This is a genomic window from Rhodococcus sp. 11-3 (assembly GCF_023704055.1).
Lineage (GTDB): Bacteria > Actinomycetota > Actinomycetes > Mycobacteriales > Mycobacteriaceae > Rhodococcus > Rhodococcus aetherivorans.
In genome coordinates, this window is record NZ_CP080406.1 from 168,427 (window position 1) to 194,096 (window position 25,670).

Sequence of the window (25,670 nt, forward strand, 5' to 3'; positions counted from 1 at the left end):
GGTTCGGTCACGGGTCGTGCGAGGTGCCGACTCGGCCGGATCAGCCCGCGACGTCGTGCAGATGGTGCTCGACATCGTGCAGCAGATACTGGCACAACTGCGCGATGGTGAACCGGCGGCCGTCGCTGCGCAGGCCGTCGCGCCGCCAGTCCTCAACGCCCTCGACGATCTTGACGGTCTCGTCGGTGCGTGAAGCGATCTGCTGGGCGACGGCGGCGGGATCTGCCGCCCAGAACCGCCGGCGGATCGCCTCGGCCTCGCCGTCGTAATCGGCGAACGTCGGGGTGTCCTCGGTGATCATTGCCCGCACTCGTTGTCCGAGGACGGCGATGAGGTCGCGCGCGTGGGAGGCGTACTCGAGCGTCGACCACACCCTCGGAGCGGGACGCTCGGCGACGTTCGGCCGTCGCAGCACGGCCTGCCAGCGTGGCACGCCGGCGCGCAAGCGTTGACCGGTCGTGGCCGGATCGTGCAGCGTGTACCCGCACTCGGGGCACCCTCCGTCGAGCACGAAGGTCCAGTCGCGAGTGTCGGGTTCAGCGGGTTCCGGCGCGGTGTCCATGGCCCCATGGTGCCGCTGTACGGGCTCTTCCGGTCCTGGAGTGCCTCGATCGCGCGGGTGAGGTTGCCGCAGTGCGGCAGTGACGGGATCCGGTGGGGGTCGGGTTGCCGAATCGGAGGGCGTGACGGGGCAGTGCTTCGAGTCGGGCGTTGATCGCCGCGGTGGGTCCGTTCGAGGCGCGGTGGTCGACGCAGGCGAGCACGTCGGCTCTGCGTCGGTGCAGGGTGCGTCCGAGTGAGGCGAGGTCGTCGAGACCATCCGGAACTGACCGATGGTCTTCGTTGAATAACGCACGACAACGGCTCCGTACGGTTCGGCGTTCGGGGACCAGCCGTTTGGGCGGCGGCGGGGCGCGGTGTCGCCGACATCCTGCTACCGGGTGCGCATGAGGGCAATATTCGTGCACGAGGTGCCGCTCGGCGAAGCCGAGGACAAGCTCTCGGCGCTGGTCGACAGCGACGAAGCCACGCACGACATCATCACGATCACCCGGCACGGCAAACCGGCCGCGGTCCTGATGTCGGTCGACGATCTGGAATCACTGCAGGAAACGATCTACTGGCTGTCTCGCCCGGCACCGCCGAGTCGCTCGCGGCCGCCGACGGCGATCCTGCTCAGTGCTGACTCGCAGGGCCGGATCTTGGGGAACCGGATCGGTAGCGCCGTCCCGGTTCCGGCCTCATCACAACCGAAGCCTGGCAGGCCGAGCCCGCCACCGAGACCTCGCCTGCTGATTCACACGAGGGTCACGCACGGGTGATCGTGGTCTTCCGGTCCACGCTCACCGCGCCTGCCGGTGCTGCCGGGCGTGGGCGAGAGCCGCGACCGCCCGCAGCACCTGCGGTGCGCGCCGGGCGGTGCGGAGCACGGCCCGGTCGAGCACGGACAGGTCGAGGGACCGGTGCGCGATCGGGGGCGGGTCCGTGATCGCGTCGGTGAGCGCGTACAGCTGCCATCGGCCGGGCACCCCGGCGAGCCGGTGCCGGCCCCGGTCGGCGAACCTCAGGCCCGAGCCGGTGCCGAGGTCGCGGGCGGTGCGGGAGACCAGGATCTCGCCGGGACCGGCGGTCGCGCCGATGCGCGCCCCGATGTGCACGGACAATCCGGTCAGCTCGGGTCCGGCGTGCTCGACGGTGCCGGTGTGGATGCCGGCCCGGATCTCGATGCCGAGGCCGCGGGCGTCGTCGCGGATCCGCGCGGCACAGCGCACGGCCGCGGCCGGGCCGTCGAAGAGGCTCAACGTCCCGTCCCCCGTGACCTTCACGAGCCGGCCGCCGGCCTGCTCCACCTCGGCCCGGACCCGTCGTTCGTGGGCGGCGCGCAGGTCGCGGTAGGCGCCGTCGCCGATACGGGCGAGCAGTTTCGTCGAGCCGACAATGTCGGTGAACAGCAGCGACGCGAGGCTGCGGTCGGCGTCGACGGGATGCTGCATCCCGGTGGCGAGTTCCTCGACGTGGTCGAGGATCGGCCGCCACGCCTCCCCGAGCGAGGCGCCGGGCAGGGCGTTCGGCAACAGGTGGAACGAACCGCGGGGGATCTGCCGCGCGACGAACTCGGCGGCGGCGCGGGGCACGGGGCTGGCGGCCGGGAGCAGCACCCGGGCCGGGCACTGGATCGACGGCAGGACGCTGGAGTAGTCGAGCCGGAAGATCCACTCGAGGTGCGCCTGCGTCGTGGTCGGTGTCGCGGAGCAGCGTTCGAGCATCGCCATCAGCCGCCGGTTGTAGGGGTTGTCGGCGTGGTGCTCCCACATCCGGACCGAGGCCCCGGAACCCCACTCCCGGCCCACGGTCCGCCAGTTGTCGACGAACTCCGCCCGCCGCACCGGCGTCCATCCGTGCGGCTCACCGTCGCCGCCGAGGAGACGCTCGGCAAACGGCTGGACGAGGACCAGGCCGGCGACGCGGTCCGGGGCGCGGGCGGCGACGAGGCACTGCGGTCCACAGGTGCTGGCGACGCCGACGAGGGTGGCCCGGCGCATCCCCACCTCGTCCATCACGGCCAGCACGTCGTCGGCCTGCTCCTCGAGGCTGGGCACCCGGTCCAGCGGATCGGACAGCCCGATCCCGCGGCGCTGGAAGTACACCGAGCGGCCGAAGGTGCCGTTGCGTTCGATCAGGTAGTGCAGGTGGGGGTCGGTCCACATCAGGTCCAGGTGGGTCTGGATCTCGAGGAACCACACGACGTCCACCGGGCCTTCACCCACCACCTGGTACGCGAGGCCGTGGCCGTCGCGCGGAAGATACCGGGTGACCGGTGGGTCCATCTCCTCAGGCTAGCGGGGCTGCCGGGCGGCGAACAGCCCGCTCTGTGACAAGCACCACGCTGCGCGGTAGGTTGGTGTAACTGCAAGAACTACTCACCAGTAGGGGTATGACATGCCTGCTCCCAGCGCCGCCACCTTCGCACGGTTGGCCGAGCTCATCGCCATCCCGGACGCAGCGAGCCGTCCCACCCGCTCGGTCGTGGAGGCTTTCACCGGTCGTGAACTCGCGACGGTTCCCATCGGCACCGCCGACGACGCCAGGGCCGCCCTCGAGCGGGCCCGCGTCGCGCAGGTCGACTGGGCACGCCGCTCCGTCGAGCAACGCGCCGAGATCTTCCACCGCTACCACGACCTGGTGCTGGCCCACCGCGAAGAACTGATGGACATGGCCCAGGCCGAGACCGGCAAGGCCCGCGCGTCGGCGCAGGAGGAGGTCCTCGACATCGCCCTCACCGCGCGCTACTACGCGCGCACCGCGCCCCGGCTGCTGCGTCCCCGCCGCGCCACGGGCATGCTTCCCGGCCTGACGAAGACCACCGTGCGCTACCACCCGAAGGGCGTCGTCGGGGTCATCGCACCGTGGAACTACCCGATGACCCTCGCCGTCTCCGACGCGATCGCCGCCCTGCTCGCCGGTAACGCCGTCGTCCTCAAGCCCGACAGCCAGACCCCCTACTGCGCGCTGGCCGTCGTCGAACTGCTCTATCGGGCCGGCCTGCCGCGCGACCTGTTCGCCGTGGTGCCCGGGCCCGGCTCCGTCGTGGGCACCGCCCTCGTCGAGAACGCCGACTACCTCATGTTCACCGGCTCCTCGCAGACCGGCAGCCTCCTCGCCGAGCAGGCGGGCCGCCGCCTCATCGGCTTCTCCGCCGAACTCGGCGGCAAGAACCCGATGATCGTCACCGCCGGCGCGAACCTGCGTGAGGTCACCGACGCGGCCGTGCGGGCGTGCTTCTCCAACTCCGGGCAGCTGTGCATCTCCATCGAACGGATCTACGTGGAGAAGTCCGTCGCCCCCGAGTTCCTCCGCATGCTCGGCGAGCGGGTGCGGAACATGACCCTCGGGCCGGGTTACGAGTACGGCGTCGAAATGGGCAGCATGGTCAACGAGACCCAGGTCAAGGCCGTCTCCGGGCACGTCGACGACGCCGTCGCCAAGGGCGCCACCGTCGTTGCCGGCGGCCGGGCCCGGCCCGATCTCGGCCCCCTGTTCTACGAGCCGACGGTGCTCACCGACGTCCCCGAGGACGCCGAGTGCTACCGGGAGGAGACGTTCGGTCCGCTCGTGTCGGTGTACCCGGTGGACAACGTCGAGGAGGCGATCCGTCGCGCCAACGACACCGAGTACGGGCTCAATGCCAGCGTGTGGGCGGGCACCAAGGCGCAGGGCGAGGCCATCGCGGCGCGGGTGCGGGCGGGCACCGTCAACGTCGACGAGGGCTACGCGCCGGCGTGGGGCAGCACCGACGCGCCGATGGGCGGCATGGGCATCTCGGGTATGGGCCGCCGGCACGGCGCCGAGGGCCTGATCAAGTACACCGAGCCGCAGACGATCGCGACGACCCGGGTGATGAATCTCGGTGGGCCCCGTGGGGTTCCGCCGAAGCTGTGGTCGAAGGTGATGCCGCCCTTCGTCAAGGCGATGCAGTGGCTGCCGGGCCGGTGACGGCCGGCATTTCGCAGAGCCGGAAACACGCGGTGCGACGAACGCGATAATCCGGCTGTGGGCGATCGCCAGGTGCTGCACGGTGCGACGGAGAACCTCCGGGTCCAGCGGCGCCGTCTGCTCGTGTGGTACCTGGCAGTCAGCACCGGGCTCGTCGCGGTAGGAATCGTTGCAGCCCTGCTCGATCCGGCCATCGCCCGATCCGGTAGCTTCGCCGGCATGGCCTCGGCGCTGGCGCTGGGCATCGCCGGGCTGGGGATCCTGCGGTGGGCGCCACGGCGTCCGGGACGCACCCCCATCGTCGCCGCCACCGCGTGCGCGGTCGTCGCGATGCCCGCGGTGATCGCGTTCCACGTCGATCCCTCCCGCATCCTCATCAGCGTCATGGGATCGATGTTCCTGTCGATGTATCTCTCGGCGTTCTGGCCACCGCGGCAGGCCGTCCTGTGGATCGGGGCGCTCACCGCGGCGACCCTCGGCGCCGCGGCCGTCGCCCCGACGCGCCTGCTGTGGGTCGGTTACGTGATCGTCGCCGCCGCCCTGCTCGGGTCCGGGGCGATCTTCGGGGCCGTGGGACGGCTGCTGGTGAACGCGGCGACCCGCGATCCGCTCACCGGCCTGCGCAACCGCGCGGGTCTCGACCTCGAACTGCGCTCGCGGCCGCGCGACCGCGGCACCCGGGTCTGCCTGGGCCTGCTCGACGTCGACGGATTCAAGGCGTTCAACGACGAGCACGGGCATCCCGCGGGTGACGCACTGCTCCGCGACGCCGCCGGGGCGTGGGCGCAGCAGGTGCCGCGCGGCGGGATCCTGGCGCGTCTCGGCGGCGACGAATTCCTCGTCGTGCTCCCGGACACGGACGAAGAGGAGGGGCGCGCGGTGCTCGAGGACATGGTCCGCGCGAATCCCGTGCCGGTCAGCTTCGGGGTCGCGGCGGGCGTCGTCAGCGACCCCATGGACCTCTACCACGACGCCGACATGGATCTGTATCGGGCCAAGGCCGCGACCTGGGCGCACCTGCCGGATCGGTTGGCGCCGCTGCCCCTGCCCGCCGTCCTCGATCTGCTGCCCGTCCCCATCATCGCCGTGCGCGACGGCGGCGCCATCGCCTACGCCAATCCCACCTTTGCGGCGCTGCTCGGCGTCGACGCCCAGGACGTGGAGAACCGGGCGCTGCACGAGATCTTCACCGGCGGCACGTGGCCCGACGGTTCCGTCACCGTCCGCTCGCTGCACGACCGGACCGGGCAACTGTGCGAGTTCGGCCGCCCGGACGGGACCGTCGTGCAGGCGACGGTCGGCGCCGTCCGGATCCGGTGGGAGAACACCCTCGCGACGCTGGTCGTGCTCGGCGACGTCACCGAGCAGCCGAGCTACGCGTCGGGCTGACCTGTGCCCGTGGAGGCGCGACGGATCCGGGTGCCGGGGGTTACTGTCGCAGGTGTGCCGGGCACGGTGACGCTCTTCCTCGCCGGAGACGTGATGACCGGCCGGGGTGTGGACCAGATCCTCCTGCACCCCGGAGGTCCCACGCTGCGGGAGTCCTACGTGAAGGACGCCCGGGACTACGTCGAACTCGCCGAGACCCGCAGCGGCGCGATTCCGCGGCCCGCGGGATACGACTGGCCGTGGGGTATCGCGCTGTCCGTGCTCGACGAGTGCGCCCCGGACGTTCGGATCGTCAACCTCGAGACGTCCGTGACCACGTCGCGGGACTACGCGCCGGAGAAGGGCATCCACTACCGGATGAATCCGGCGAACGTCGAGGTGGTCACCGTCGCACGGGTCGACGTGTGCACCCTGGCCAACAATCACGTGCTCGACTTCGGCGTCCGTGGTCTGCGCGAGACCGTCGAGGTCCTCACGGCGGCGGGACTGCGGCTCGCCGGCGCGGGCGGCGACGATCGGCTGGCGTGGCGGCCGGCGACGGTCCCGGTCGGGGCGGGCCGGGTGCGGGTGTGGTCGGTCGGTGCGGTGTCGAGCGGGATCGCCCCGTGGTGGGCCGCGACGGCGACGCGGCCCGGGGTGGCGCTGTTGCCGGAGGTGTCGGAGGCGGGAGCCGACGGGCTGCTCGCCCGGATCGACGCCGACCGCGCGGCCGGCGATGTGGTGGTGGTGTCGGTGCACTGGGGATCCAACTGGGGCTACGCGGTGCCGGACGAGCACGTGCGGTTCGCGCACCGTCTGATCAACGGCGGCGTCGATGTGGTGCACGGGCATTCGTCCCATCACCCGCGGCCGCTGGAGGTCTACCGCGGCAAGCCGGTGCTGTACGGGTGCGGCGACCTGATCAACGACTACGAGGGCATCGGCGGCTACGAGCGCTTCCGCGACGAGTTGCGCCTGCTGTATGTCGTCTCGTTCGACGCGGACTCGCGGGAGCTGCGGGAGTTGCGGATGATGCCGGTGCGGGCGCGGCGGATGCGGCTCGAACACGTCACGCAGTCGCAGGAGCGCTGGCTGCGCGCGGCGCTCGAGGAGTCGTCGGCGATCTTCGGCACTCGGTTGCGGGCCGCGGGGGACGGCGGCCCGTGGATCCGGCTCGAGCGGTGAGCCGGCGCGGTCAGCCGCCCGGACGCGCGACGGGAACGCCGTCGACGACGAGGTCCACCGCCTCGTTGTAGAACGCGACGTGGCCGGCGATCGGTGCGACGGCGGGGAGGGGATCCGGGTACGACCAGGCGACGTTCTCGGCCCGCGGCGTTCCGGTGAAGCTCCAGTACCGGGCCGTGCCCTTGTAGGGGCACGACGTGTGCAGTTCCGTCTCCTCGAGTACCGAGAAGTCGACGTCGGCGGGCGGGATGTAGTACCGCACGGGCAGGTGGGTCTCGAACAGCAGCACCGGGTTCCGGGTCTCGGCGACGACCGTGCCGGCGATGGACACCTGCACGTGCCGGCTGCTGGGCAGCGCATCGACCCGGTGGTGCGGGTCGCGGGGATGAACGAAGATCTCCGTGTCCTCCTCGTACCAGTTTTCGATGCCCGCTCCCCGGCGGCCGAACCATTCGAAGCCGATGTACTCCTCGAGTCCCGCGACGTCGAGCACGAACGCCGCGGCGGGCGCCCGGGTCTCGTCGTCGGTCAGGTCGAACCACCGCGCGACGTCGTTCCTGTCGCCCGGTGCCGGGGCGGGCGCGAGGAGATCGGTGCGCACGTCGTCGCGGGGGAACAGGTAGAAGGGGACGGGATGGCCGGGCGGCCACACGAGCAGCGCGCGGATGGTGTCGACCACGGTGTGACCGGCCCAGGTTCCGCGGACCCGCCGCTCGCTGGGTTCGTACAGGTAGCCGTCCGACGGGGGCGGACGGCGGCGGGTGGCGGACCTGCGGGCCATGCCCCGACGGTACGCCGGCCATCCGGGCACCGAGGACCGCCGGGCGCACGGATCACCGGCGGACACGGATCACCCGGCGGGCACGGGTTCGTCGTCGCGCGTGACGGCGTAGACGCCCGGGTCGAACGCCGACACCCGGCGACGGAGCGCGGCCGACGACCACGGCCAGTTGAAGCTGTTGCGGCCGTTGGCGTCGAAGAAGTAGCTGCGGCATCCGCCGGAGTTGTAGACCGTGCCCGGCAGGGCGGCCTGGACCTCGTCGTTGAAGGCGTCCTGGACGTCGCGCCGCACCTCGAGGGTGCGCCAGCCGCGGCGCACCGCCGTGTCGATCGCGGTCGCGACGTGCTCGAGCTGGGCTTCGAGGATGAGGAACGCCGACGTGTGACCGGTGCCGAGGCTGGGGCCGAGCAGGACGAACGCGTTGGGAAAGCCCGCGACGGACGACCCCAGGAACGCCTGCGGGCCGCCCTGCCAGTGCTCGTCGAGGCTGCGTCCCTGTCCGTCGAACATCCGGCCGGCGATCGGCATGTCGAGGATATGGAAGCCGGTGCCGAAGACGACGGCGTCGACCTCGGCTTCGCTGCCGTCCTGGGCGATCACGGTGGAGCCGCGGATCTCGCGCACCGCGCTCGGGTGGACCTCGACGTGGGGGCGGGTGAGGGCGGGGTAGTAGGTGTTCGACATGAGCAGCCGCTTGCAGCCCAGGGTGTAGTCGGGGGTCAGGGCGCGGCGCAGCCGCGGGTCGCGGACCTGCGCCCGCAGCTGGGCGCGGCCGATCCACTGCAGTTGCCGCATGAGCCACGGGTGCCGGAAGCCGAGGCCGAGGGCCTCCATGAGCGCGTACTCGGTCGCCTCGACCAGTCGTCGCGCGCCCGGGACGCGGGCGAGCAGCCGGCGCTCGAACCCCGACAGCCGGCGGTCGGGCTTGGGCAGCACCCACTGCGCCGTCCGCTGGTACAGGTGCAGCCGCGCGACGTCCGGCGCGATCTCGGGGACGAACTGGACGGCCGAGGCTCCGGTGCCGACGACGGCCACGCGCTTGCCGCGCAGGTCGTAGTCGTGGTTCCAGCGCGCCGAGTGGAACACCTCGCCGGGGAACTGCGACAGACCGGGGATGTCGGGTACGAGCGGTTCGTTCCACGGTCCCGCGGCGGCGACGAGGAACCGCGCCCGCACGGTCCCGCCGGTGGTCTCGAGGGTCCAGCGCGCGTCGATCGGGTCCCAGTCCGCGCGCAGCATCTCGATCCCGAACCGGACGTGGGACCTCACGCCGCGGGCGTCGGCGGTGTGCTCGATGTAGTCGCGAATCTCGTTCTGCCCGGCGAAGATTCGGCTCCAGTCCCGGTTCCGGGCGAAGGAGTACGAGTACAGCAGCGAGGGCACGTCGCAGGCGCATCCGGGGTACGTGTTGGCGCGCCACGTGCCGCCGAGGGTCCCGGCCTTCTCGAGGACGACGAAGTCGGTGATCCCGCGCCGTCGCAGCGCGATCGCCGCGCCGATGCCGGAGATCCCGGCGCCGATCACCACCACCCGGTATTCGTCCATCGCGTCGTCCCCTCGTCTCCCGTGATCCCCATTCGAATACCGTCGGTATCCGGATAACCACAGTATCCGAACTTCGGCCGCTCCGGTACCGTCGAGTCGTGGCACGACCGACCCGCCAGGAGACTCAGGCACGCACCCGTGAGGATCTGCTCGCCACGGCGGCCGAGCACTTCCTCGAGCGCGGCTACGCCGCGGCGTCCCTCGACCAGATCGCCGAGGACGCCGGTTATTCCAAGGGTGCGGTGTACTCCAACTTCCGCAACAAGGACGAGTTGTGCTTCGCGGTGCTCGATCGGATCCGGGCCGAGCGCATGGGCGAGATCGCCGCGACGCTCGCGGCCGGTGCGACGCTCGACGACGTGGTGACCGCGTTCGGGGTGTGGGCCGAGCGCACCATCGGCGACCGGCGCTGGACCCTGCTCGAGATCGAGTTCTCGGTGCGCTCCCGGCACAACGAGGAGATCCGGTCCCGCATCGCGGCGGGTGCCGAAGGGGTGCGCACGCTCATCGCCGAGCTGATCCGCTCGCTCGCCGACCGGTACGACGTCACGCCCACGATGGATCCCGGGCAGGCGTCGGCCATGCTGCTCGGGCTCGGCATCGGCCTGGGCCTGCAGCGCGCGATCAGTCCCGAGCTGTCGGCGGCCGCGTTGACGGACGCGGTGCGCACGTTGATGCGGCCGCGGCGGTGAGGTCGGCGGAACCTACCGGGCTCGGTAGGTCAGGCAGTTGGCCGCGTGCTCTCCGCTGCCGGTGCCGCCCACGCGGATCTCGCTCGCGGTGCACTCGAGATCCTGGTTGTGCACGCAGTCGGCGCGCTGGCAGGCGCCGACCATGCTGCTGGTGACGGTGTCCAGGCCGCCCTTGGTCGACAGCGGGATGAACGTCTCGCAGTCGGCGCTGCCGTTGTGCCCGGCGACGTTGATGGCGTAGGCGTGGCAGCCGTCGTGGTTGTAGGAGCAGGTGCCGACGCTGCACTCGGTGACGTGCGGCATTTCCATCGTGGTCATGATCGATCCTTCCGGAGGACGGTTGTCCACTATGGGATGCAGACCATGGTAGTGGTGCGGCGGGTGTGCGAACAGGGTAGTGGCCGAGCGGATTTCGTTGGTGTGCGGTGCATTTCGAGAACACCCGTGTTGCGTAAACCGGGTCGGCTCACACCCGGGCCGCGGCGGGCTCGCGCACCGGTTCGAGGCTCGGCCGCCGGGCGACGGGGATGGCGAGGGTGACGGCGGCGGCGACGAGGGCGACACCGCAGCCGATGAGCATCCCGGTGCGGAACCCGCCCTCGGTCGGCAGGCTGTAGCCGCCGACCGGCACGCTCATCTGCGACAGGACCACGCCGACCACCGCCGCCGACACCGAGGTGCCCACTGCGCGCATCAGGGAGTTGACGCTGTTCGCCGACGCCGTGGCGGACTGGGGCACCGCACCCATGATCAGCGCGGGCATGGCCCCGTAGGCGAAGCCGACACCGGCGCTGCAGATGCAGACGACGAGCATCAAGCCCCACGTCGAGCCCATGAGCAGCAGGGACACCCCGTAGCCGGCGGCGATGACCAGGCATCCGATCAACAGGGTGACCTTCGGGCCGCGGGTCGCGGACAATCTTCCGCCGATCGGTGAGACGGCCATCATCACCAGGCCGCCCGGTGCCATCCACAGTCCCATGGCCGGCATCGACCGGCCCAGGCCGTAGCCGGTCTCGGCGGGCAGCTGCAGCAGCTGCGGCACGATGAGCGACTGCGCGTACATCCCGAATCCCACCACGACCGAGGCGGCGTTGGTCGGCAGCACCGGGGGCCGGGCGGTGGCCCGCAGGTCCACGAGCGGATGCGGCCGGCGCAGCTCTCGCCGAGCGCATCCCCGACCCCGAGGGGGGCATCGCGCGCAAGTTCCGCATCACCGCGGAGGGTGTCCGTCGCCTCGACGACGAGCGCGCCCGCTCCGTCGCCGGGCTCGAGCGGGTGCTGGTCGACTGGGATCCCGCCGAGGTCGCCGAGTTCGCCCGCTGGCTCGAACGGTTCGACACCGACCTCGAGCGTCTGGCGGGGCACCCCTGGCCCCGGCCGGTGAGCTCGCCCGGATCGTCCCCGTCCCACCCCGAGGGCCGCAGCGGGTCCTGAGTCCGCGCCCGCCCGGCGGCGCGGAGCGACACGAGCGCGACGTCCGCCATTGACATTGACGTCAACGTCAACGCATGCTGTGCGGGTGACGACGAGCGAAGCCCAGGAACGGGCCCGGTCCGCGCGGCGGGACAGCGACGGCCCGCGCCGGCGGGCCCTGCTCGAGACCGCCCGCGACTGCTTCGGCGAACTCGGCTACGAGCGCACCACCGTCGCGGTGATCACCGGCCGCGCCGACGTCTCCCGCGCCACCTTCTACGCGTACTTCTCCTCCAAGGAGGAGGTGTTCCGCGCGCTCGCCACCCTCGTGTGCCGGCAGTTCCTCGACGCCCAGCACATGGAGGGGCAGGCGGTGGACGACCTGCGCCGGGTGCTGCGCACCACCACCCGCGCCTTCATCGAGTCCGTCTACGTCAACGGCCGCATCCTCGAGCTGATCGAACACCGCGCCCGCCTCGACGAGGAGGTCGGCGCCGAGTGGGAGAGCGTGCGCGAACGCCTCGTGGGCCGCTACGTGCGGTTCGTCGAACGCATCAACGCCACCGGCGAGGTGCTCCCGTGCGCGCCACCCGAACGCATCGCCCGCACCCTCGCCGACGCGCAACGCGCCGGCGCCCTGCGCCTGCTCGGCGCCCCGAGACAGGAACAGCAGTCCTACATCGACGACATGATCGCGATGTCCGAACGGCTCATCGGCTTCCGCTGACCGGCCCCGACCGACAGGACCCCCGACACCCATGCTGCTCGTAGCCAACCGCGGCGAGATCGCCCTGCGGGTCATCCGTTCCGCCACCGAACTCGGCCTCGACACCGTCGCCGTGTATGCCGAGGACGACGCGGACAGCCCGCACGTCGCCGCCGCCACCCGCGCCGTCGCGCTGACCGGTGCCGGACCGGCCGCCTACCTCGACGGGCAGGCGCTGCTGCGCGCCGCCGCCGAGACCGGCTGCACCCTCGTCCACCCCGGATACGGATTCCTCAGCGAGAACGCCGAATTCGCCGAAGCGTGCGCCGCGGCCGGGGTGACGTTCGTCGGACCCGAGCCGCAGGTGCTGCGGATCTTCGGCGACAAGGCCGCCGCCCGCCGCACCGCCGTCGCCGCACAGGTGCCCGTGCTGCCCGCCACCGACGGGGGCGTCACGGCCGGCGCGGCCCGCGACTTCCTCGCCGCCCACCCCGGCGGCATCGTCCTGAAGGCGCTCGCCGGCGGGGGCGGCCGCGGCATGCGGATCGTGCGCGACGCCGCGGACCTCGACGACGCCTTCCGCGCGTGTACGGCCGAGGCGGAGTTGGGTTTCGGCAACGGCGCGCTGTTCGCCGAGGCCTTGTGCGCTCGGGCCCGGCACATCGAGGTGCAGGTCGTCGCGGCCCCCGACGGCGCGGGCGGGGTGCGGGCCCTCGCGCTCGGTGACCGGGACTGCAGCGTGCAGCGACGCCACCAGAAGCTCGTGGAAATCGCTCCGGCGCAACGGCTCGGCGCGACGGTGCGCCGCGCGCTGCACGAAGCCGCGGCGCGGCTGTGCGCATCGGTGGGCTATCGGGGTCTGGCCACCGTCGAGTTCCTCGTCGCCGGCGACGACGCGGTGTTCCTCGAGGTGAACCCCCGGATCCAGGTGGAGCACACGGTCACCGAGGAGGTCACCGGCGTCGACCTGGCCGCGACGCAGATCGCGATCGCCCGCGGTGCCCGGTTCGACGAACTCGGCCTGCCCGGCGGCGTCACCGCCGACGGCGCCGGCGTGCGCGGCGAGCCCGCCGCCGCGAGGGGCATCGCCGTCCAGGCTCGCGTCAACACCGAGACGATGCGCCCCGACGGCCGGGCCGTACCCGCCTCCGGCACGCTCACCGTGTTCACGCCGCCCACCGGGCCGGGCGTCCGCGTCGACACCTACGGCCGTCCCGGGCTGACGACCAGCCCGCGCTACGACTCGTTGCTGGCCAAGGTGATCACCCACACCCGCATCGACGACTTCGCGGCGGCGCTGCGCAAGACGGACGCGGCGCTCGGCGACCTGCTCGTCGAGGGTGTCGCCACCAATGCCGAGTTTCTGCAGAACATCCTGCGCGACAAGGACTTCGCGGCATCCGACGTGCACACGTCGTGGCTGGACGAACGGATCGCCGACCTCGCCGTCGCCGGCCCCGACGGCGCACCGGCCGTCGCGCCAGAACTGCACGCGGGGGAGGAGGCGGTGCGCGCCGACATGGTCGGCACCGTCGTCGAGACCGCCGCCGACGGCGACGCGCTCGCACCGGGCGCACCCGTCGCGGTGCTCGAGGCGATGAAGATGCAGCACGTGGTGTCCGCCTCCGGATCGGCGACCGTGGTGCGCCTGCTGGTGCGGCCGGGGCAGACCGTGCAGCCGGGGGAGGTGCTCGCCGTGGTGCGCGCCGGGTCCGGCGACGCGGCCACCGGCGACGGGGGTGAGCGGGACCTCGACGCCGTGCGCGACGACCTCACCGAGATCCGGAACCGGCACGCCCGCACCCTCGACGCCGCCCGGCCCGACGCGGTCGCCAAGCGGCACCGGACGGGCCGTCGAACCGCGCGGGAGAACATCGCCGACCTCGTCGACGACGGCACCTTCGTCGAGTACGGGCCGCTCGTGCTCGCCGCGCAGCGCAGCCGGCGCAGCGAGGAGGACCTGATCGCCAACACCCCCGCCGACGGGCTCGTCGGCGGTCTCGCCCGCATCGACGGTGCCGAATCGGTGGTGCTCTCCTACGACTACACCGTCCTCGCCGGCACACAGGGCATGCGCAACCACAGCAAGACCGACCGGCTGCTCGCCCTCGCCGCCCGCCGCGAGGTGCCGCTCGTGTTGTTCGCCGAGGGCGGCGGCGGACGCCCGGGGGACGTCGACGCCGGACCCGGACAGGGCCTGGAGCTGTCGACGTTCCGCGCGATGGCCGCCCTGCGCGGGCGCGTCCCCACCGTCGCGGTGGTCTCCGGGCGGTGCTTCGCCGGCAACGCCGCCCTCGCCGGCGTGTGCGACGTGCTGATCGCCACTCCCGACACCAACATCGGCATGGGCGGGCCCGCGATGATCGAGGGCGGCGGGCTCGGCGTGTACCGGCCCGAGGACATCGGCCCGATCGACGTGCAGCGCCGCAACGGCGTCGTGCACCTCGCCGCACGCGACGAGGCGCACGCCGTCGAACTGGCCCGGCAGTACCTCGGCTACTTCACCGCCGCCGCCGGCGAGTGGGCGGCCCCGGACCCGCGGCTGGCGCGCCACGTCGTTCCCGAGAACCGGTTGCGCGCCTACGACGTGCGCGCGGCGATCGATGCGATCGCCGACGTCGGTTCCGTGCTCGAACTGCGCGGCGACTACGGTGTCGGCATCGTCACCGCCCTCGTCCGCGTCGAGGGCGCGGCGTACGGGGTGCTCGCCAACAGCAGCCACCACCTCGGCGGCGCGATCGACGCCGAGGCCGCGGACAAGGCCGCCGACTTCCTCGAGCTGTGCCAGGCGCACCGCCTGCCCGTCGTGAGCCTCTGCGACACACCGGGATTCATGGTCGGACCCGAGTCGGAGAAGGAGGCCACGGTGCGCCGGTTCGGCCGGCTGTTCGTCGCCGGTGCGCGCCTGACCGTCCCGTTCGGCACGATCATCCTGCGCAAGGGTTACGGCCTCGGCGCCATGGCCATGGCCGGCGGGTCCTTCCACGCACCCGAGTTCACCGTGGCGTGGCCCACCGGCGAGATCGGCGGCATGGGGCTCGAGGGCGCGGTGCGGCTCGGCTTCCGCAAGGAACTCGAGGCCGCACCCGACCGGGCCGCGCGCGACGAGCTGTTCGCGCAGCTCGTCGCCGCCGCCTACCAGCACGGCAAGGCCCTGCAGGCCGCGACGATCTTCGAACTCGACGACGTCATCGATCCCGCCGACACACGGGCCTGGGTGTCGCGGCTGCGCATGTCCTGAGCGCCGGTGGGTACCCGTCCGTCACCGAAGGGAGGTGGCGGTGAGCAGGCAACCGGGAGCCGAGGAATTCGTGCCGGAGACCACCGACCTGGCCGAGCTCGCGGCCGCGGCGGGCGGCTGCCGCGGATGCGAGCTGTACCGGAACGCCGAACGCACCGTGTTCGGCGCCGGCCCGGCCACGGCCCGGCTCGTGCTCGTCGGCGAGCAGCCCGGCGATCAGGAGGACCGGGCCGGGGAGCCGTTCGTCGGCCCGGCCGGGCGGCTGCTCGACCGGGCCCTCGAGGAGGCGGGGATCGACCGTGGCGAGGTGTACGTGACCAACGCGGTCAAGCACTTCAAGTTCGAGCGGGCCGCCGCGGGCGGGCGTCGCATCCACAAGAAACCGGCACGCGGCGAGATCGTCGCGTGCCGGCCCTGGTTGGTCGCCGAACTGCGGGCCGTGCAGCCCGACGTGCTCGTGTGCCTCGGCGCCACCGCGGCCCAGTCGCTGCTCGGCCCGTCGTTCCGGGTGACCGCGCACCGGGGGGAGATCCTGCACGTCGACGGGGAGGTGCAGATTCCGTCCGCTCCGGCCGTCGTCGCCACGATCCACCCGTCGGCGATCCTGCGCGGACCGGCGGAGCAGCGGGACGAGGCCCTCGCCGGGCTGGTCGCCGATCTGCGGGTGGCCGCCGGGGCGCTGTAGTACCTACAGCTGTCCAGGACCTACAGCTGTTCGGTACCCACAGCGGTTCAGTCGTCGGACGCCGTCCCGGCGAGGGCGTTCTGCACCCGGTGGGTGGCCGCGTCGTCCCAGCCGTCGGGGGCGAGGATGTCCGCCCACAACTGCGCGGCCTCCGGCCCGTACGCGTGGCCGAACCCGGACGGGACGTCGGCGGAGAACACCATGTCGAGCGTGACCTGCCAGAACGTGACGAACGGCAGCCACCGCATGCCCGGATCCACATCCGGGCCGAGCGGCTCCCGCAACCAGTCCGGCTCCCGCAGCAACAGCTCGAACGACCACCAGGTGATCGGATCGCTCGCGTGCTGCCAGAACACCACCCGCGGAAACTGCCACGGCCCGGGCAGGTCCGCGTCGTCCGGGCGGGACGCGAACCGGATGTGGCGGCCGGCGTCGACCACCGGCAGCCGCTCGAGCGACCCCGGGTCGCGGTCCGCGGTGATCTCCCCCCACGGCTGCGCGAAGTTCGGAGTACCCACCAGCAGCGCCCCGTCGGTCCGGGCGACCAGGTCCGGCCCCGACGCGAACGCCGCCTGACCGCCGTACGAGCCCAGGCTCTCGCCGAACACCACCAGCGTCGGCCGATCCGGCTCGGGCCGCGCCGACCACGCCGCATACACCGCCTCGAACAGCGCCCGCCCCGCCAGCCGGGGCGTCTCCCGGTCGACGACGAACGACAACGCGCTGGGCAGGAACGAGTACTGCATGGCCGCGATCGCCGAATCCCCGCCGGCGACGTATTCGAAGGCCCCGGCGACGTTCGCGTTGACCCAGCCGCGGCCGGTGGTGGTCACCACCGCCAGCACCCGGCGGTCGAATGCGTCGGTGCGCTCGAGCTCGGCGACGACCCGGTCCGCGATGCCCTCGACCGTGTCGGCGGATTCGCGGCCGGCATAGACCCGGATCGGGGTGCGCGCCGGCGCCCCGGTGACGGTCTCGATCTGCTCGGCGCTCGGCCCGCCCGCGACGAAGGTGCGGCCCTCCCGGCCCAGGGTGTCCCACGCCTCGTTCGAGGCCGGCGATCCGGACCGTTCCGGCAGCCCGGGCTGCACCACACCCGGTGCGGTGCCCTGATCGGCCACCTCGGACGAGCGTTCCGCCACGCCCAGCACACCCCGGTGGACGGCGCCGTCGAGCACGAACACGCTCAGGAGCACCACGAGGGTCACCGCCCCGAGCCGGGCGACGGGCCCGGGCACGTACCGCCGGCCCAGCCGGGTCAACCGGTTCGTGCCCGCACGCAGGCCCCGGCCGATCGCCAGTAGCGCCAGCGCGACGACCAGGGCGATCAGCAGCACCAGCAGATAGAACGAGCGCTGGGCCCGCGGCACCCCCACCAGGTCCCGGATGATCTGCTGCCACCACGACCCCAGCACGAGGAACACCGGCACCAGCACCAGCGCCGCCCCGGCCAGAATCCACCAGCCGACCCGGCGGGTCCGCTCCGACCACTGCGGATCGACGCCGCAGCGCCGGACCACCCAGGCGAGCAGGCAGCCGATCCCGTAGCCGGTCACCAGGCTCAGTCCCGACGCCACGCCCTGCAGATACCACACCCGCGGCAGCAACGACGGCGTCATCGACCAGACGAAGAACACCAGCGCGAAGCCCAGACCGATCGGGTGGAACCGGCGCCCGTAGCCGAGCAGCCGAGCGCGCGGCGTGACCACCCGGCCGGGCTCGACGTCAGCGGTGGTAGTCAGCGCAGGGCCTTGGCCTTGAGCCGGTCGAACTCGTCGCCGGTGATCGTCCCGGCCTCGAGCAGTGCCTGGGCCTCGGCGATCTCGGCCGCCGGGGATCGTCCGGCCACCTTGCGGATGTAGTCGTCGGCCGCGTGCTGGGCCGCCTCGTGGGCGGCCGCGTGCCGCTCGGACATGCCGCGGCCCCGCACCAGCAGGTAGACGAAGGCGGTCAGGTACGGGAGGACGACCAGGAAGATGATCCACACGACCTTGACCACGGCGGACGTGGAACGGTCACGGAACAGGTCCGTCAGCACCTGGAACAGGATCAGCAGGTACGCGACGAACGCGAAGACGACCAGGGTGTACCACAACAGGTCCCACAACGAATCCAGCATCACGCACACGCCTTTCACGGTTCGGAGGTGCCCGGGAAACGGACGGAAAGGACACCCGGACGCAAACAGGTACACGGTCTTCGCCGGGCACCGGAACACGGCGGCGCAGAATGCACCGTGGTGACGCGAAATGCACCACGATTGTTCCGGGGTGCGGGTCGAGGTCCAGCGTGGTCGCAGCCCGGTGCGGTCGAGCCCGGTGCGGTCGAGCCCGGTGTGGTCGAGCCCGGTGTGGTCGAGCTCAGTGCGGTCGCAACTCACTCGGGCTCACGCCGCGCACCGCGCGAAGGGCGCGACGCAGCTCGGCGCTGGACGTGAAACCGGCGATCGCCGCGATCTCGGCGACCGTGGTGCGGGCATAGGCGGGTTCCTGGAGGAGCACGGCGGCGCGGTGCGCGCGCAGTCGCCGGATCTGGGACGCGACCGTGGTGTCGTGGGCCGCGAAGGCGCGCTGCAGGCTCCGCAACGACATCTGCAGCCGCTCCGCGATCACGGTCGGAGTCAGCCTCGGGTCGCTGTGATGGGCCCGGACGAGGGTGAGGGCGCGGGTGTACGCGCTGCCGCACAGTTCGCCGGAATCGGCGCCGTAGCCGAGCGATTCGTGGTGCAGCCCCACCACGAGCTCGATCAGGGCGTTCTCCACGCCGCGCGGGGCCGCGGTGGTGTTGTGACGACCGCGTTCGCGGAGCATGGCCATTCCCACCGCGTTGAGCGCGTGCGTCGACATGGTGGGCTTGGCCGGCCCGAACGTCACGGCCGTCTCCTCGAGATCGAGTCCGCGTTCCTCGAGCCGGTGCCGGGGAATGCGCACCAGGAGCAGGTCCGAGCCGTCCGCATCCGCGGCCTCGTATCGATTCCACCCGACCTGCAGGACGATCCGGCCGCTCTTGACGTGTACCCGGGTGGTGCCGTCGTCGACCACCCGCTCGCCGGTGAGCATCAGGAACAGGTTCGCGACCTCGCCGTCCTCGACGACGCCGGCCAGAGCACGATGCGGTGACATCTGCACCCGGCCGACACTGATCGCCCCGACGTTGCAGATCTCCATCCGGAACCGGAACTGCGTCACGTCGGGGACGGACAGCTCGGTGCGGCTCCCGGCATCGGAGGCCATCGCCTCGAAGCCCTGCCGGCCCCGCAGTTCGATCTTCCGATACACCCTCGTCCCTTCCGCCCCGGCGCGTCCGTGGCTCGGTGCGTCAGCGTGGCATGCGGCACCGGCCGTGGCGGGGGATACGGGCGACGGATAGCTCACACTCCGCGGGGATCGGGGCCGAAGGTCTCTGGCGTCGCCTCCCCGGCCGGATCATGCTGGACCCATCGGGCGCCCGCACCGCCGAGTCGGCGTCCGGGGAGGTCGACGGTGTCCACCCCTGCTCCGCACACATCCCAGGCCCGGCGCGACGGGTCGCACCGTCCGAGCACGGCGTCGACGGTGCTGCTCGCCTGCGGGGTCGTGTCGTCGCTGTTGTACGTGGTTGCGCACGAGATACTCGCGGCTGCGCTCTACGACGGCTACAGCCGGTTCGATCAGGCGATCAGCGAGCTGACGTCGGTCGGCGCGCCGACCCGGGCACCCCTGACCGCTGTGGGATTCGTGTACGACGTGCTGATCGTCGCCTTCGGGATCGGCGTGTGGCGGACGGGCCGCGGCGTCCGCCCCCTGCGCATCGCGGGAGTTCTCCTGGTGGCCTACGGATTCGTGGGACCCCTGTGGCTGCCGTTTCCGATGACCGGACGTGAGGACATCGAGGCCGGGGCCGCCATGCCGCTCGCCGACACCATGCACCTGGTTCTCAGCGCGGTGACGGTCTCGCTGTGGTGCGCGATGATCGGGTTCGCGGCCGCTGCCTTCGGAACCTGGTTCCGGGTGTACTCGGCGGTCACGGTCGCGACGATCCTGGCGTTCGGAGCATGGACGGGCCGGTACGTGCCGGCGGTCGCCGCCGCCGAGCCGACCCCCGGCATGGGCGCGGTCGAACGCGTGATGTTCGGTGCGTTCGTGCTGTGGGTCGCGGTGCTGGCGGTCGCTCTGCTCGTCCGCCGCACCCGGCCGGCATCGCTTCGCGGTGCGTCAGGAGGACGACGTGCCGTCGCCCCGAGCGGGGGAGAGCCATCGTGAAACCAGCGCGCCGAGCGTGCCGTCCGCGGTGAGGGCGCGCTGCGCCTCCTCGAGATCGGCGCGCAGCACGGCATCGCCGAGGCGCACCGCCAGGGCGATCTCCTCGCGGGTGATGTCGTACTCGACGACGTCGACGTGTGTCCGGTCGCGGGTCAGCCACGTCAGGACGGGACCGAGCTTCATGAAGGCGTCGCACCCGCCGGTCGACAGCTCGTCCAGGGCACGGTCGATCTCGTGGTACGCGTACACCCGGATCCCGCCGATCCGTCCCTCGGCGAGAAGGCGTTTCACCACCGGTTCGCTGGTGTTCCCCTGCTGCACCCCGACGGTCAGGCCCGCCAGGTCTGCCACCCCCTGCACCGCGGGGTGACGGGCGGTGTCGACCGCCAGGGACTGCCCGGACACGAAGTACGGCGCGCAGAACGAGGCCCGCTCGCGGCGCGGCTCGGTGACGGTGGTGCCGGAGGCGACGACGTCGAAGCGCCCCGCCGCCAGCTCGTCGAAGATCGTCTCGAAGTCGTCGCCCTCGTGCGGGACGAATTCCCACCGCAGCCCGAGGTGCCCGGCGAGGGCCCGGGTGAGGTCGATGTCGAACCCCACGGGCCCGCCACGCTCGTAGAACTCGAACGGCGGATCGGGCATCGCCGATCCCACCCGCAGTGCGGAGGTCCGGGTGGTCATCACTGGCGGCCCGGGTGCGGCCGGACGCGGGTCGTCACAGCACCGGTTTCGGACATCGGCAACCGTCCCGTCCGTTGTGCCTGTCCGTTTCGTCGCACTCTTCTCGACACCTCCCATTGTGCGCGGTCACACTCCCGCAATCCAGACGCCGGGACGCCGCGGGGCCAGCTCAGGCGCTGGTGGCCAGCGCCGCAGCGAGCCCGAACGCGACGGACGTCGCGGCGACCTCGAGTACCGCGTTGCGCAGCGACGCCTCCGCGGTGACCCGGTGCGCGGCCGCGGCCGGCACCCACGTCCGCCGCCACCACCACGCCAGCGCCAGCAGTGCCGTCAGGGTCAGCGTCTTGGCCAGCACGATGCGGCCGTATCCGGTGTCGACGAGCGCCGTGACCGAGCCGAGCCGTACCGCCGCGTCGACGACGCCCGTCGCGGCGAGCACGGCGACGCATCGCACCGCGAGCACCGAGTACCGGGGGAGCAGCCGGGCCCACGCGCCGCGGGACCGGACGGTCAGGGCCAGCGCGACGAGCGTGCCGAACCACAGCGCCGCCGCCAGGGCGTGCGCCGCGTCGAGCAGCGATCCGAGGGCCTGCTGGGACATGTGGCCGGTGACCGGCCGGGCGATGAGCGCCAGCGCCGCGGCGACGAGGACCGGGACCGTGGGCCACGCCGCCGACCGGCGATACGCGAGGGCGGCGACGAGGGTGCACACCAGCACGCACAGCAGCGCGGCCACGCCGATCCGGCCGGCGCCCGCACTGCCGAGGTACTCCGCGAAGCGCGACACCCCGAGTCGCGACACGGGGACGTTCGTGGTGTCCGCGGCCTGCAGCACGAGCTGCACGACCTCCGTCAGCACCCAGAGCCCGCCGAGACCGGCGATCACACGCCAGACGTCGCCGGGGGCGACGGGGGGCCGCCGCTCGTCGCGCACCATGACACCGAGCGTGGCCAGGCCGAGCACCGTCGCGCCGACGCACAGCGACAGCGCCCGCACCCAGCTCGACGCGGCCGGGTTCGCCAGCAGCCATCCGGCGGCGACGCCCGCGGTGGCGCCGACGCCGGCGGTGAGCAGCCACGCCCGGTGCGCGGCGGTGCCGGTGCCGCTCGTCGTCAACGCCCCGCCACCGGCGTCAGGCCTTCTTCGGCTTGCGCAGCACGAACCACAGCACGCCGGCGAGGACGGCGATGCCCACGACGACGAAGACCCACACGGCCGGGCCGCTGTCCTCGTCGCTGTCCGCCGCGGGCGCCGCGGCACCGGCGGCGGCCGCCGCGCCGGGTGCGCCCGGACCGTCCTGCGTGAGGGTGAAGACCTGGGTGCCGGTGACCGGATGGCCGTCCGCCGAGGTCACGCGGTAGGCGATGGTGTACTCGCCGGCCGGGCCGAGATCGCCGACGGCCACGGAGACCGTGGCGTCCTCGACGAGGGGATCACCCTTGGACCACAGGTTGCCGTCCGGGCCGACGACGGTCAGCGCGGCGAAGGACTCCTGCAGAGCCTCGTTGAAGGTCAGGCTCACGCGCTCGGGGCCCTGCGCGATCTGCTCGCCCGGCGCGGGTGTGCTGGCGATGACGACCGAGTGCGCGGCGGCCGGGCCGGCCGCGAACAGCAATGCCGCCGCGACCGCGCCGAGGAGCCCGGCGAGCCGGGCGAGGCCGAGGAGCCCGGCGAGCCGGGCGAGAGCGAGTGGGGTCTGTCGCCGGCGTGCGGCGACGGTGTTCGGGATGTTCATGGGTTTCTCTCTCCGGTGGGGTGGGTCGCGGTCACGCCGCGACGGGCGGCCCCCGCCGGGAGATGCACGGTGTCGGCCGGGCCGACGCGACGGTCCGGCCCGCCACGACCGGCAGCACCGTCCGGGCTGCCTCGATGCGAGGGGGCGCCGCGGTCCATGCCGCCCGCACCGCCCGGGTCAGCGGCCCGTACAGGCGTTGCGCCGCCTCGAGCAGGGCCGCGCACGCAACGACCGCGACGGTGTGCGCGACGAGCATCGGCGCCGACGCGTGCAGGTGGCCGGTCGTGACCGTGGCCAGCACCAGGTGCGTCGCCCCCTGCCCGGCCGCGAGCAGCACCGCGGTGGGCACCGCGCGGAGGTGGGCGGCGACGAGCCCGACCCCGGCCGCGACGGCGAGCAGCAACGCCACCGCCGCGTTGCCGGGCACGCCGCCGCCGGCGCCGCCGTGCGCGGCGACCGCCAGGGCGGCGGTCAGCGCTCCCGCGGCGGCGCCGCGCAGGGTCGAGCCGGGCGTCACGCTGGTGTCAGCGCACGCCGAGGCGGGCGAGCAGGTCGGCCTCGATGCCGTCCAGCTCCCGCGAGATGCCGGCGTGCGCGGCCTTGCGGCGCGGTGCCGGCATCTGCTCGGCGGCGTGCACCGCGGCCGTCAGGTCGGAGAGCCGGCCCCGGATGGCGTCGGCGAACTTCTGGGTCTCGGCGTCCTTGGGATGGCGCTCGAGGATCTCGTCGAGCGACTTCTCGGCCCCGGCGATGCGGGCGCTCAGGTGCGCGCCGTGACCGGTGTACTCGCCGAGCTGGTCGACGGCGACGCCCATGCGCTGGGCGCGCGCGGCGTCGAGCTGACCGCGCAGCGCGGTCACGCCCTGGTACACCAGCGGCACGAGCACCGGCGCGAGCAGCCGCACGACGGCGAGGTAGCGCCGCACCTTCGCCGCGGTGAAGCCCTTCTGGGCGGCGGCCTTCTCCTGGGCCTTGAGCGTGGCGAGCTGCTGCTTCTCGACCCGGGTCTGCGATTCGATCAGCGCCTTGTCGGCCTTGAGCTGGGCCTTGGCCGCCTTGATCTCGGCCTTCGTCAGGCGGCTGTCGCGCTTGCGCTGATTCTTCGCGTTGAGTTTGGCCTCGAGCCTTGCCTTGTGCTTGAGAGCCTTCGCCTCCGCCTTGCGGGTGGCGCGGCGCTTCCGCCTCTTGAACAACGCCATCGAACAGGACCCTCCATTCGGTGTACGGCGCCCACGGCGCCACGGGTCAGCCTATCCGTGACGGGGGTTTCCGGTTGACCCTAGGTGGACGAATACTGTTCTTCACTGTGAACGTATCCAGCGAGAGACGGACCTCGCCGGTCCTGATCGAGGCGAGCGCGCTGACCCGCTGCCGGCACCGGGTCCATCTGGACGCGGCCTTTCCGGACGAGTTGGCCGCGGCCCCGGAGCACCCGGGAGCCAAGCAGCGGCAGGAGGCGGCGGCCACCCACCGCGAGGCCGTGCGGCAGCGGCTGTTCGACGCGAACCCCGGCGACTGGGCGCGGATCGACCCCGAGGGGCCGGCATGGCGGCGCGCCGAAGCCACCCTCGACGCATGCCGTCGCGGCGCGAACCGGATCTGGGGCGCGGTCCTGCCGTCGGAGCCGGACTCGGGCCGGCGGGGCCGGGCCGAGATCCTGCTGCGCGACGTCGAGCGCGGCGGCTACATCCCGGTGATCGTGGTCAATCACAAGGTCACCGACCCGGGCCGGGGCGCGACGACGTCGGGGCTGTTCGCGTGGGAGCCGGTGGTCGACGAGACCCGCAAGGTGCGCAGCCAGGTGCGCGACCAGATGCGGGTGGCCCACCTGTACCGGATGCTCGAGCGTCACGGTCTGGCCAGCCCGGCGCAGGTCGGCGGCGCCATCGGGTACGGCGGGGACTGCATCCTGGTGCACGACCTGAGTGCGGTCCTCGAGGACTACGACGCGCGGCTGGCCGACCGGCTCGCGATCGCCCGGGGCGAGACGCCGACGGAACCGTTGCAGATCGGGGAGTGCAAGACCTGCCCGTGGTGGCCGCGGTGCCGTGAGCAGCTGAGCGCGACGCACGACGTGTCGCTGGTGGCGCCGGGGCAGCGCGCGGCGGTGCTGCGCGAGCTGGGCGTGCACACGATCGACCAGCTGGCCCGCTGGGAGGGGGACCCGCCCGAGACCTGGCCGCAGGGCTCGTTCGAGGACACCGTCGTGGTGGCCAAGGCGTGGCTGGCGGGTGCGCCGCTGGTGCGGCGGCACGACCACGTGCACGTGCGGCGTGCGGACATCGAGATCGACATCGACATGGAGAGCTACCACGAGCACGGCGCGTACCTGTGGGGCACGCTGCTCAACGTCGGCGGGATCTCCGCGTACCGGGCGTTCGTCAGCTGGGATCCGGTGCCGACCGACGACGAGGCCCGCTCCTTCGCCGAGTTCTGGACGTGGCTGTCCGCGGAACGGGCCGCCGCCGCCGCGAGTGGGAAAACCTTTGCCGCCTATTGCTATTCGCGTACCGCGGAGGACAAGTGGCTGCTCGGCTCGGCCCGCCGGTTCGCCGGTTTCCCGGGGGTACCGACCGAGGACGAGGTGCGCGAGTTCATCGACTCGCCGCAGTGGGTGGACATCTACCAGGTCGTCACCGATCAGTTCGTGTGCCCGAACGGCAAGGGACTCAAGAAGATCGCGCCGATCGCCGGGCACCGCTGGCGGGACGAGGAGGCCGGTGGGGAGGCGTCGATGAGCTGGTACCGCGAGGCCGTCGGCTACGACGGGGACCCCGACCCGCAGCAGCGACGTCGCCTGCTCGAGTACAACGAGGACGACGTGATCGCCACGAAGGTGCTCCGCGAGTGGATGAGCGAGCGTGCGGTGCACGAGATCCCGCACATCTCCGACCTGTAG

The 25,670-nt window shown here is 72.5% G+C and carries 24 protein-coding genes and 2 pseudogenes; 11 read left to right on the forward strand and 15 right to left on the reverse strand.

Translation table 11 applies throughout. The annotated features are described in order from the left end of the window. Window positions 1-40 precede the first annotated feature (40 nt). A complete protein-coding gene (locus KZJ41_RS00725) occupies window positions 41-562 on the reverse strand; it encodes a hypothetical protein (protein ID WP_029546913.1) in 522 nt (173 codons plus the stop codon). Beyond that, complete coding sequence (locus KZJ41_RS28555; RefSeq protein ID WP_081705112.1) at window positions 537-1,058, reverse strand: transposase; 522 nt, start codon at window positions 1,056-1,058, stop codon at window positions 537-539. Before KZJ41_RS28555 ends, KZJ41_RS00725 begins: the two co-directional genes overlap by 26 nt. On the opposite strand from KZJ41_RS28555, the pseudogene KZJ41_RS00735 reads away from it, so the two are divergent. Continuing rightward, window positions 963-1,186: pseudogene (locus KZJ41_RS00735) on the forward strand (type II toxin-antitoxin system Phd/YefM family antitoxin). The gene KZJ41_RS28555 and the pseudogene KZJ41_RS00735 sit on opposite strands and share 96 nt — an antisense overlap. A 157-nt stretch (window positions 1,187-1,343) precedes the next feature. Here KZJ41_RS00735 and KZJ41_RS00740 read toward each other — a convergent pair. Next, entirely contained in the window at window positions 1,344-2,828 is a 1,485-nt protein-coding gene (locus tag KZJ41_RS00740) for an adenylate/guanylate cyclase domain-containing protein (RefSeq protein WP_065923234.1), read from the reverse strand. Between the two features lie 112 nt (window positions 2,829-2,940). Here KZJ41_RS00740 and KZJ41_RS00745 point away from each other — a divergent pair, with 112 nt between their 5' ends. Genes KZJ41_RS00745 through KZJ41_RS00755 form a run of 3 tightly spaced genes read left to right on the forward strand, consistent with a single transcriptional unit; the run spans window position 2,941 to window position 7,047 of the window. Further along, window positions 2,941-4,494 carry a succinic semialdehyde dehydrogenase gene (locus tag KZJ41_RS00745; protein ID WP_029546915.1) on the forward strand — a complete coding sequence of 518 codons (1,554 nt, stop codon included), beginning with the start codon at window positions 2,941-2,943 and terminating at the stop codon, window positions 4,492-4,494. A gap of 57 nt (window positions 4,495-4,551) precedes the next feature. Next, the gene (locus tag KZJ41_RS00750) at window positions 4,552-5,883 is read left to right on the forward strand and encodes a diguanylate cyclase domain-containing protein (protein WP_065923233.1); all 1,332 of its coding nucleotides are present in this window, start codon (window positions 4,552-4,554) and stop codon (window positions 5,881-5,883) included. A gap of 54 nt (window positions 5,884-5,937) precedes the next feature. Beyond that, window positions 5,938-7,047, forward strand: coding sequence for a CapA family protein (locus tag KZJ41_RS00755; RefSeq protein ID WP_084648692.1), 1,110 nt, complete (start codon window positions 5,938-5,940; stop codon window positions 7,045-7,047). A 10-nt stretch (window positions 7,048-7,057) separates the two neighbouring features. Here the strand turns inward: KZJ41_RS00755 and KZJ41_RS00760 are convergent, their stop codons facing one another. Together KZJ41_RS00760 and KZJ41_RS00765 are read right to left on the reverse strand one after the other, a co-directional pair. After that, the gene (locus tag KZJ41_RS00760; RefSeq protein ID WP_029546918.1) at window positions 7,058-7,828 is read right to left on the reverse strand and encodes a DUF427 domain-containing protein; all 771 of its coding nucleotides are present in this window, start codon (window positions 7,826-7,828) and stop codon (window positions 7,058-7,060) included. A 69-nt stretch (window positions 7,829-7,897) separates the two neighbouring features. Next, on the reverse strand, window positions 7,898-9,373 hold the full coding sequence (locus KZJ41_RS00765; RefSeq protein ID WP_251550028.1) for an NAD(P)/FAD-dependent oxidoreductase: 1,476 nt from the start codon (window positions 9,371-9,373) through the stop codon (window positions 7,898-7,900). A gap of 98 nt (window positions 9,374-9,471) precedes the next feature. On the opposite strand from KZJ41_RS00765, the gene KZJ41_RS00770 reads away from it, so the two are divergent. After that, window positions 9,472-10,065 (forward strand): TetR/AcrR family transcriptional regulator, encoded by a 594-nt coding sequence (locus KZJ41_RS00770; protein ID WP_065923230.1) that lies wholly within the window; start codon window positions 9,472-9,474, stop codon window positions 10,063-10,065. A 12-nt stretch (window positions 10,066-10,077) separates the two neighbouring features. Here KZJ41_RS00770 and KZJ41_RS00775 read toward each other — a convergent pair whose 3' ends face one another. After that, entirely contained in the window at window positions 10,078-10,383 is a 306-nt protein-coding gene (locus KZJ41_RS00775) for a DUF1540 domain-containing protein (RefSeq protein ID WP_006935328.1), read from the reverse strand. A 148-nt stretch (window positions 10,384-10,531) separates the two neighbouring features. Then, a pseudogene (locus tag KZJ41_RS00780) lies at window positions 10,532-11,227 on the reverse strand (MFS transporter); the annotation flags it as partial. Between the two features lie 116 nt (window positions 11,228-11,343). Between KZJ41_RS00780 and KZJ41_RS00785 the strand changes: the two are divergent. The 4 genes from KZJ41_RS00785 (at window position 11,344) to KZJ41_RS00800 (ending at window position 16,113) form a co-directional block, all read left to right on the forward strand. Beyond that, on the forward strand, window positions 11,344-11,502 hold the full coding sequence (locus tag KZJ41_RS00785; RefSeq protein ID WP_006935326.1) for a hypothetical protein: 159 nt from the start codon (window positions 11,344-11,346) through the stop codon (window positions 11,500-11,502). A gap of 79 nt (window positions 11,503-11,581) precedes the next feature. Continuing rightward, a complete protein-coding gene (locus KZJ41_RS00790) occupies window positions 11,582-12,208 on the forward strand; it encodes a TetR/AcrR family transcriptional regulator (RefSeq protein ID WP_050034327.1) in 627 nt (208 codons plus the stop codon). 31 nt (window positions 12,209-12,239) lie between these two features. Continuing rightward, a complete protein-coding gene (locus KZJ41_RS00795) occupies window positions 12,240-15,428 on the forward strand; it encodes a carboxyl transferase domain-containing protein (RefSeq protein WP_203329691.1) in 3,189 nt (1,062 codons plus the stop codon). Between the two features lie 40 nt (window positions 15,429-15,468). Beyond that, window positions 15,469-16,113: a UdgX family uracil-DNA binding protein gene (locus KZJ41_RS00800; RefSeq protein WP_157127606.1), complete on the forward strand. Its 645-nt coding sequence runs from the start codon at window positions 15,469-15,471 to the stop codon at window positions 16,111-16,113. 47 nt (window positions 16,114-16,160) lie between these two features. Here KZJ41_RS00800 and KZJ41_RS00805 read toward each other — a convergent pair whose 3' ends face one another. The 3 genes from KZJ41_RS00805 to KZJ41_RS00815 all read right to left on the reverse strand — a co-directional run bounded on the left by KZJ41_RS00805 (window position 16,161) and on the right by KZJ41_RS00815 (window position 19,391). After that, entirely contained in the window at window positions 16,161-17,822 is a 1,662-nt protein-coding gene (locus KZJ41_RS00805) for an alpha/beta-hydrolase family protein (protein WP_251550031.1), read from the reverse strand. A gap of 29 nt (window positions 17,823-17,851) precedes the next feature. Continuing rightward, the gene (locus KZJ41_RS00810; RefSeq protein ID WP_029546925.1) at window positions 17,852-18,232 is read right to left on the reverse strand and encodes a PLDc N-terminal domain-containing protein; all 381 of its coding nucleotides are present in this window, start codon (window positions 18,230-18,232) and stop codon (window positions 17,852-17,854) included. Window positions 18,233-18,473: 241 nt separating this feature from the next. Then, window positions 18,474-19,391: a helix-turn-helix domain-containing protein gene (locus KZJ41_RS00815; protein WP_065923227.1), complete on the reverse strand. Its 918-nt coding sequence runs from the start codon at window positions 19,389-19,391 to the stop codon at window positions 18,474-18,476. A 204-nt stretch (window positions 19,392-19,595) separates the two neighbouring features. Here KZJ41_RS00815 and KZJ41_RS00820 point away from each other — a divergent pair, with 204 nt between their 5' ends. Next, window positions 19,596-20,354, forward strand: a complete 759-nt coding sequence (locus KZJ41_RS00820; protein WP_231772173.1) for a DUF998 domain-containing protein — start codon at window positions 19,596-19,598, stop codon at window positions 20,352-20,354. Here KZJ41_RS00820 and KZJ41_RS00825 read toward each other — a convergent pair. From KZJ41_RS00825 to KZJ41_RS00845, 5 genes are all read right to left on the reverse strand, one after another. Continuing rightward, window positions 20,307-21,035, reverse strand: a complete 729-nt coding sequence (locus KZJ41_RS00825; protein ID WP_065923225.1) for an ABC transporter substrate-binding protein — start codon at window positions 21,033-21,035, stop codon at window positions 20,307-20,309. The two genes, KZJ41_RS00820 and KZJ41_RS00825, sit on opposite strands and share 48 nt — an antisense overlap. 169 nt (window positions 21,036-21,204) lie before the next feature. Next, on the reverse strand, window positions 21,205-22,152 hold the full coding sequence (locus KZJ41_RS00830; protein WP_065923224.1) for a CopD family protein: 948 nt from the start codon (window positions 22,150-22,152) through the stop codon (window positions 21,205-21,207). Between the two features lie 16 nt (window positions 22,153-22,168). Then, entirely contained in the window at window positions 22,169-22,771 is a 603-nt protein-coding gene (locus tag KZJ41_RS00835; RefSeq protein WP_232334132.1) for a copper resistance CopC family protein, read from the reverse strand. Between the two features lie 31 nt (window positions 22,772-22,802). Then, window positions 22,803-23,288, reverse strand: a complete 486-nt coding sequence (locus tag KZJ41_RS00840; RefSeq protein ID WP_065923223.1) for a hypothetical protein — start codon at window positions 23,286-23,288, stop codon at window positions 22,803-22,805. Window positions 23,289-23,295: 7 nt separating this feature from the next. Further along, the gene (locus KZJ41_RS00845; RefSeq protein ID WP_065923222.1) at window positions 23,296-23,970 is read right to left on the reverse strand and encodes a DUF6474 family protein; all 675 of its coding nucleotides are present in this window, start codon (window positions 23,968-23,970) and stop codon (window positions 23,296-23,298) included. Window positions 23,971-24,077: 107 nt separating this feature from the next. Between KZJ41_RS00845 and KZJ41_RS00850 the strand changes: the two genes are divergently transcribed. Then, a complete protein-coding gene (locus tag KZJ41_RS00850) occupies window positions 24,078-25,670 on the forward strand; it encodes a TM0106 family RecB-like putative nuclease (protein WP_029546929.1) in 1,593 nt (530 codons plus the stop codon).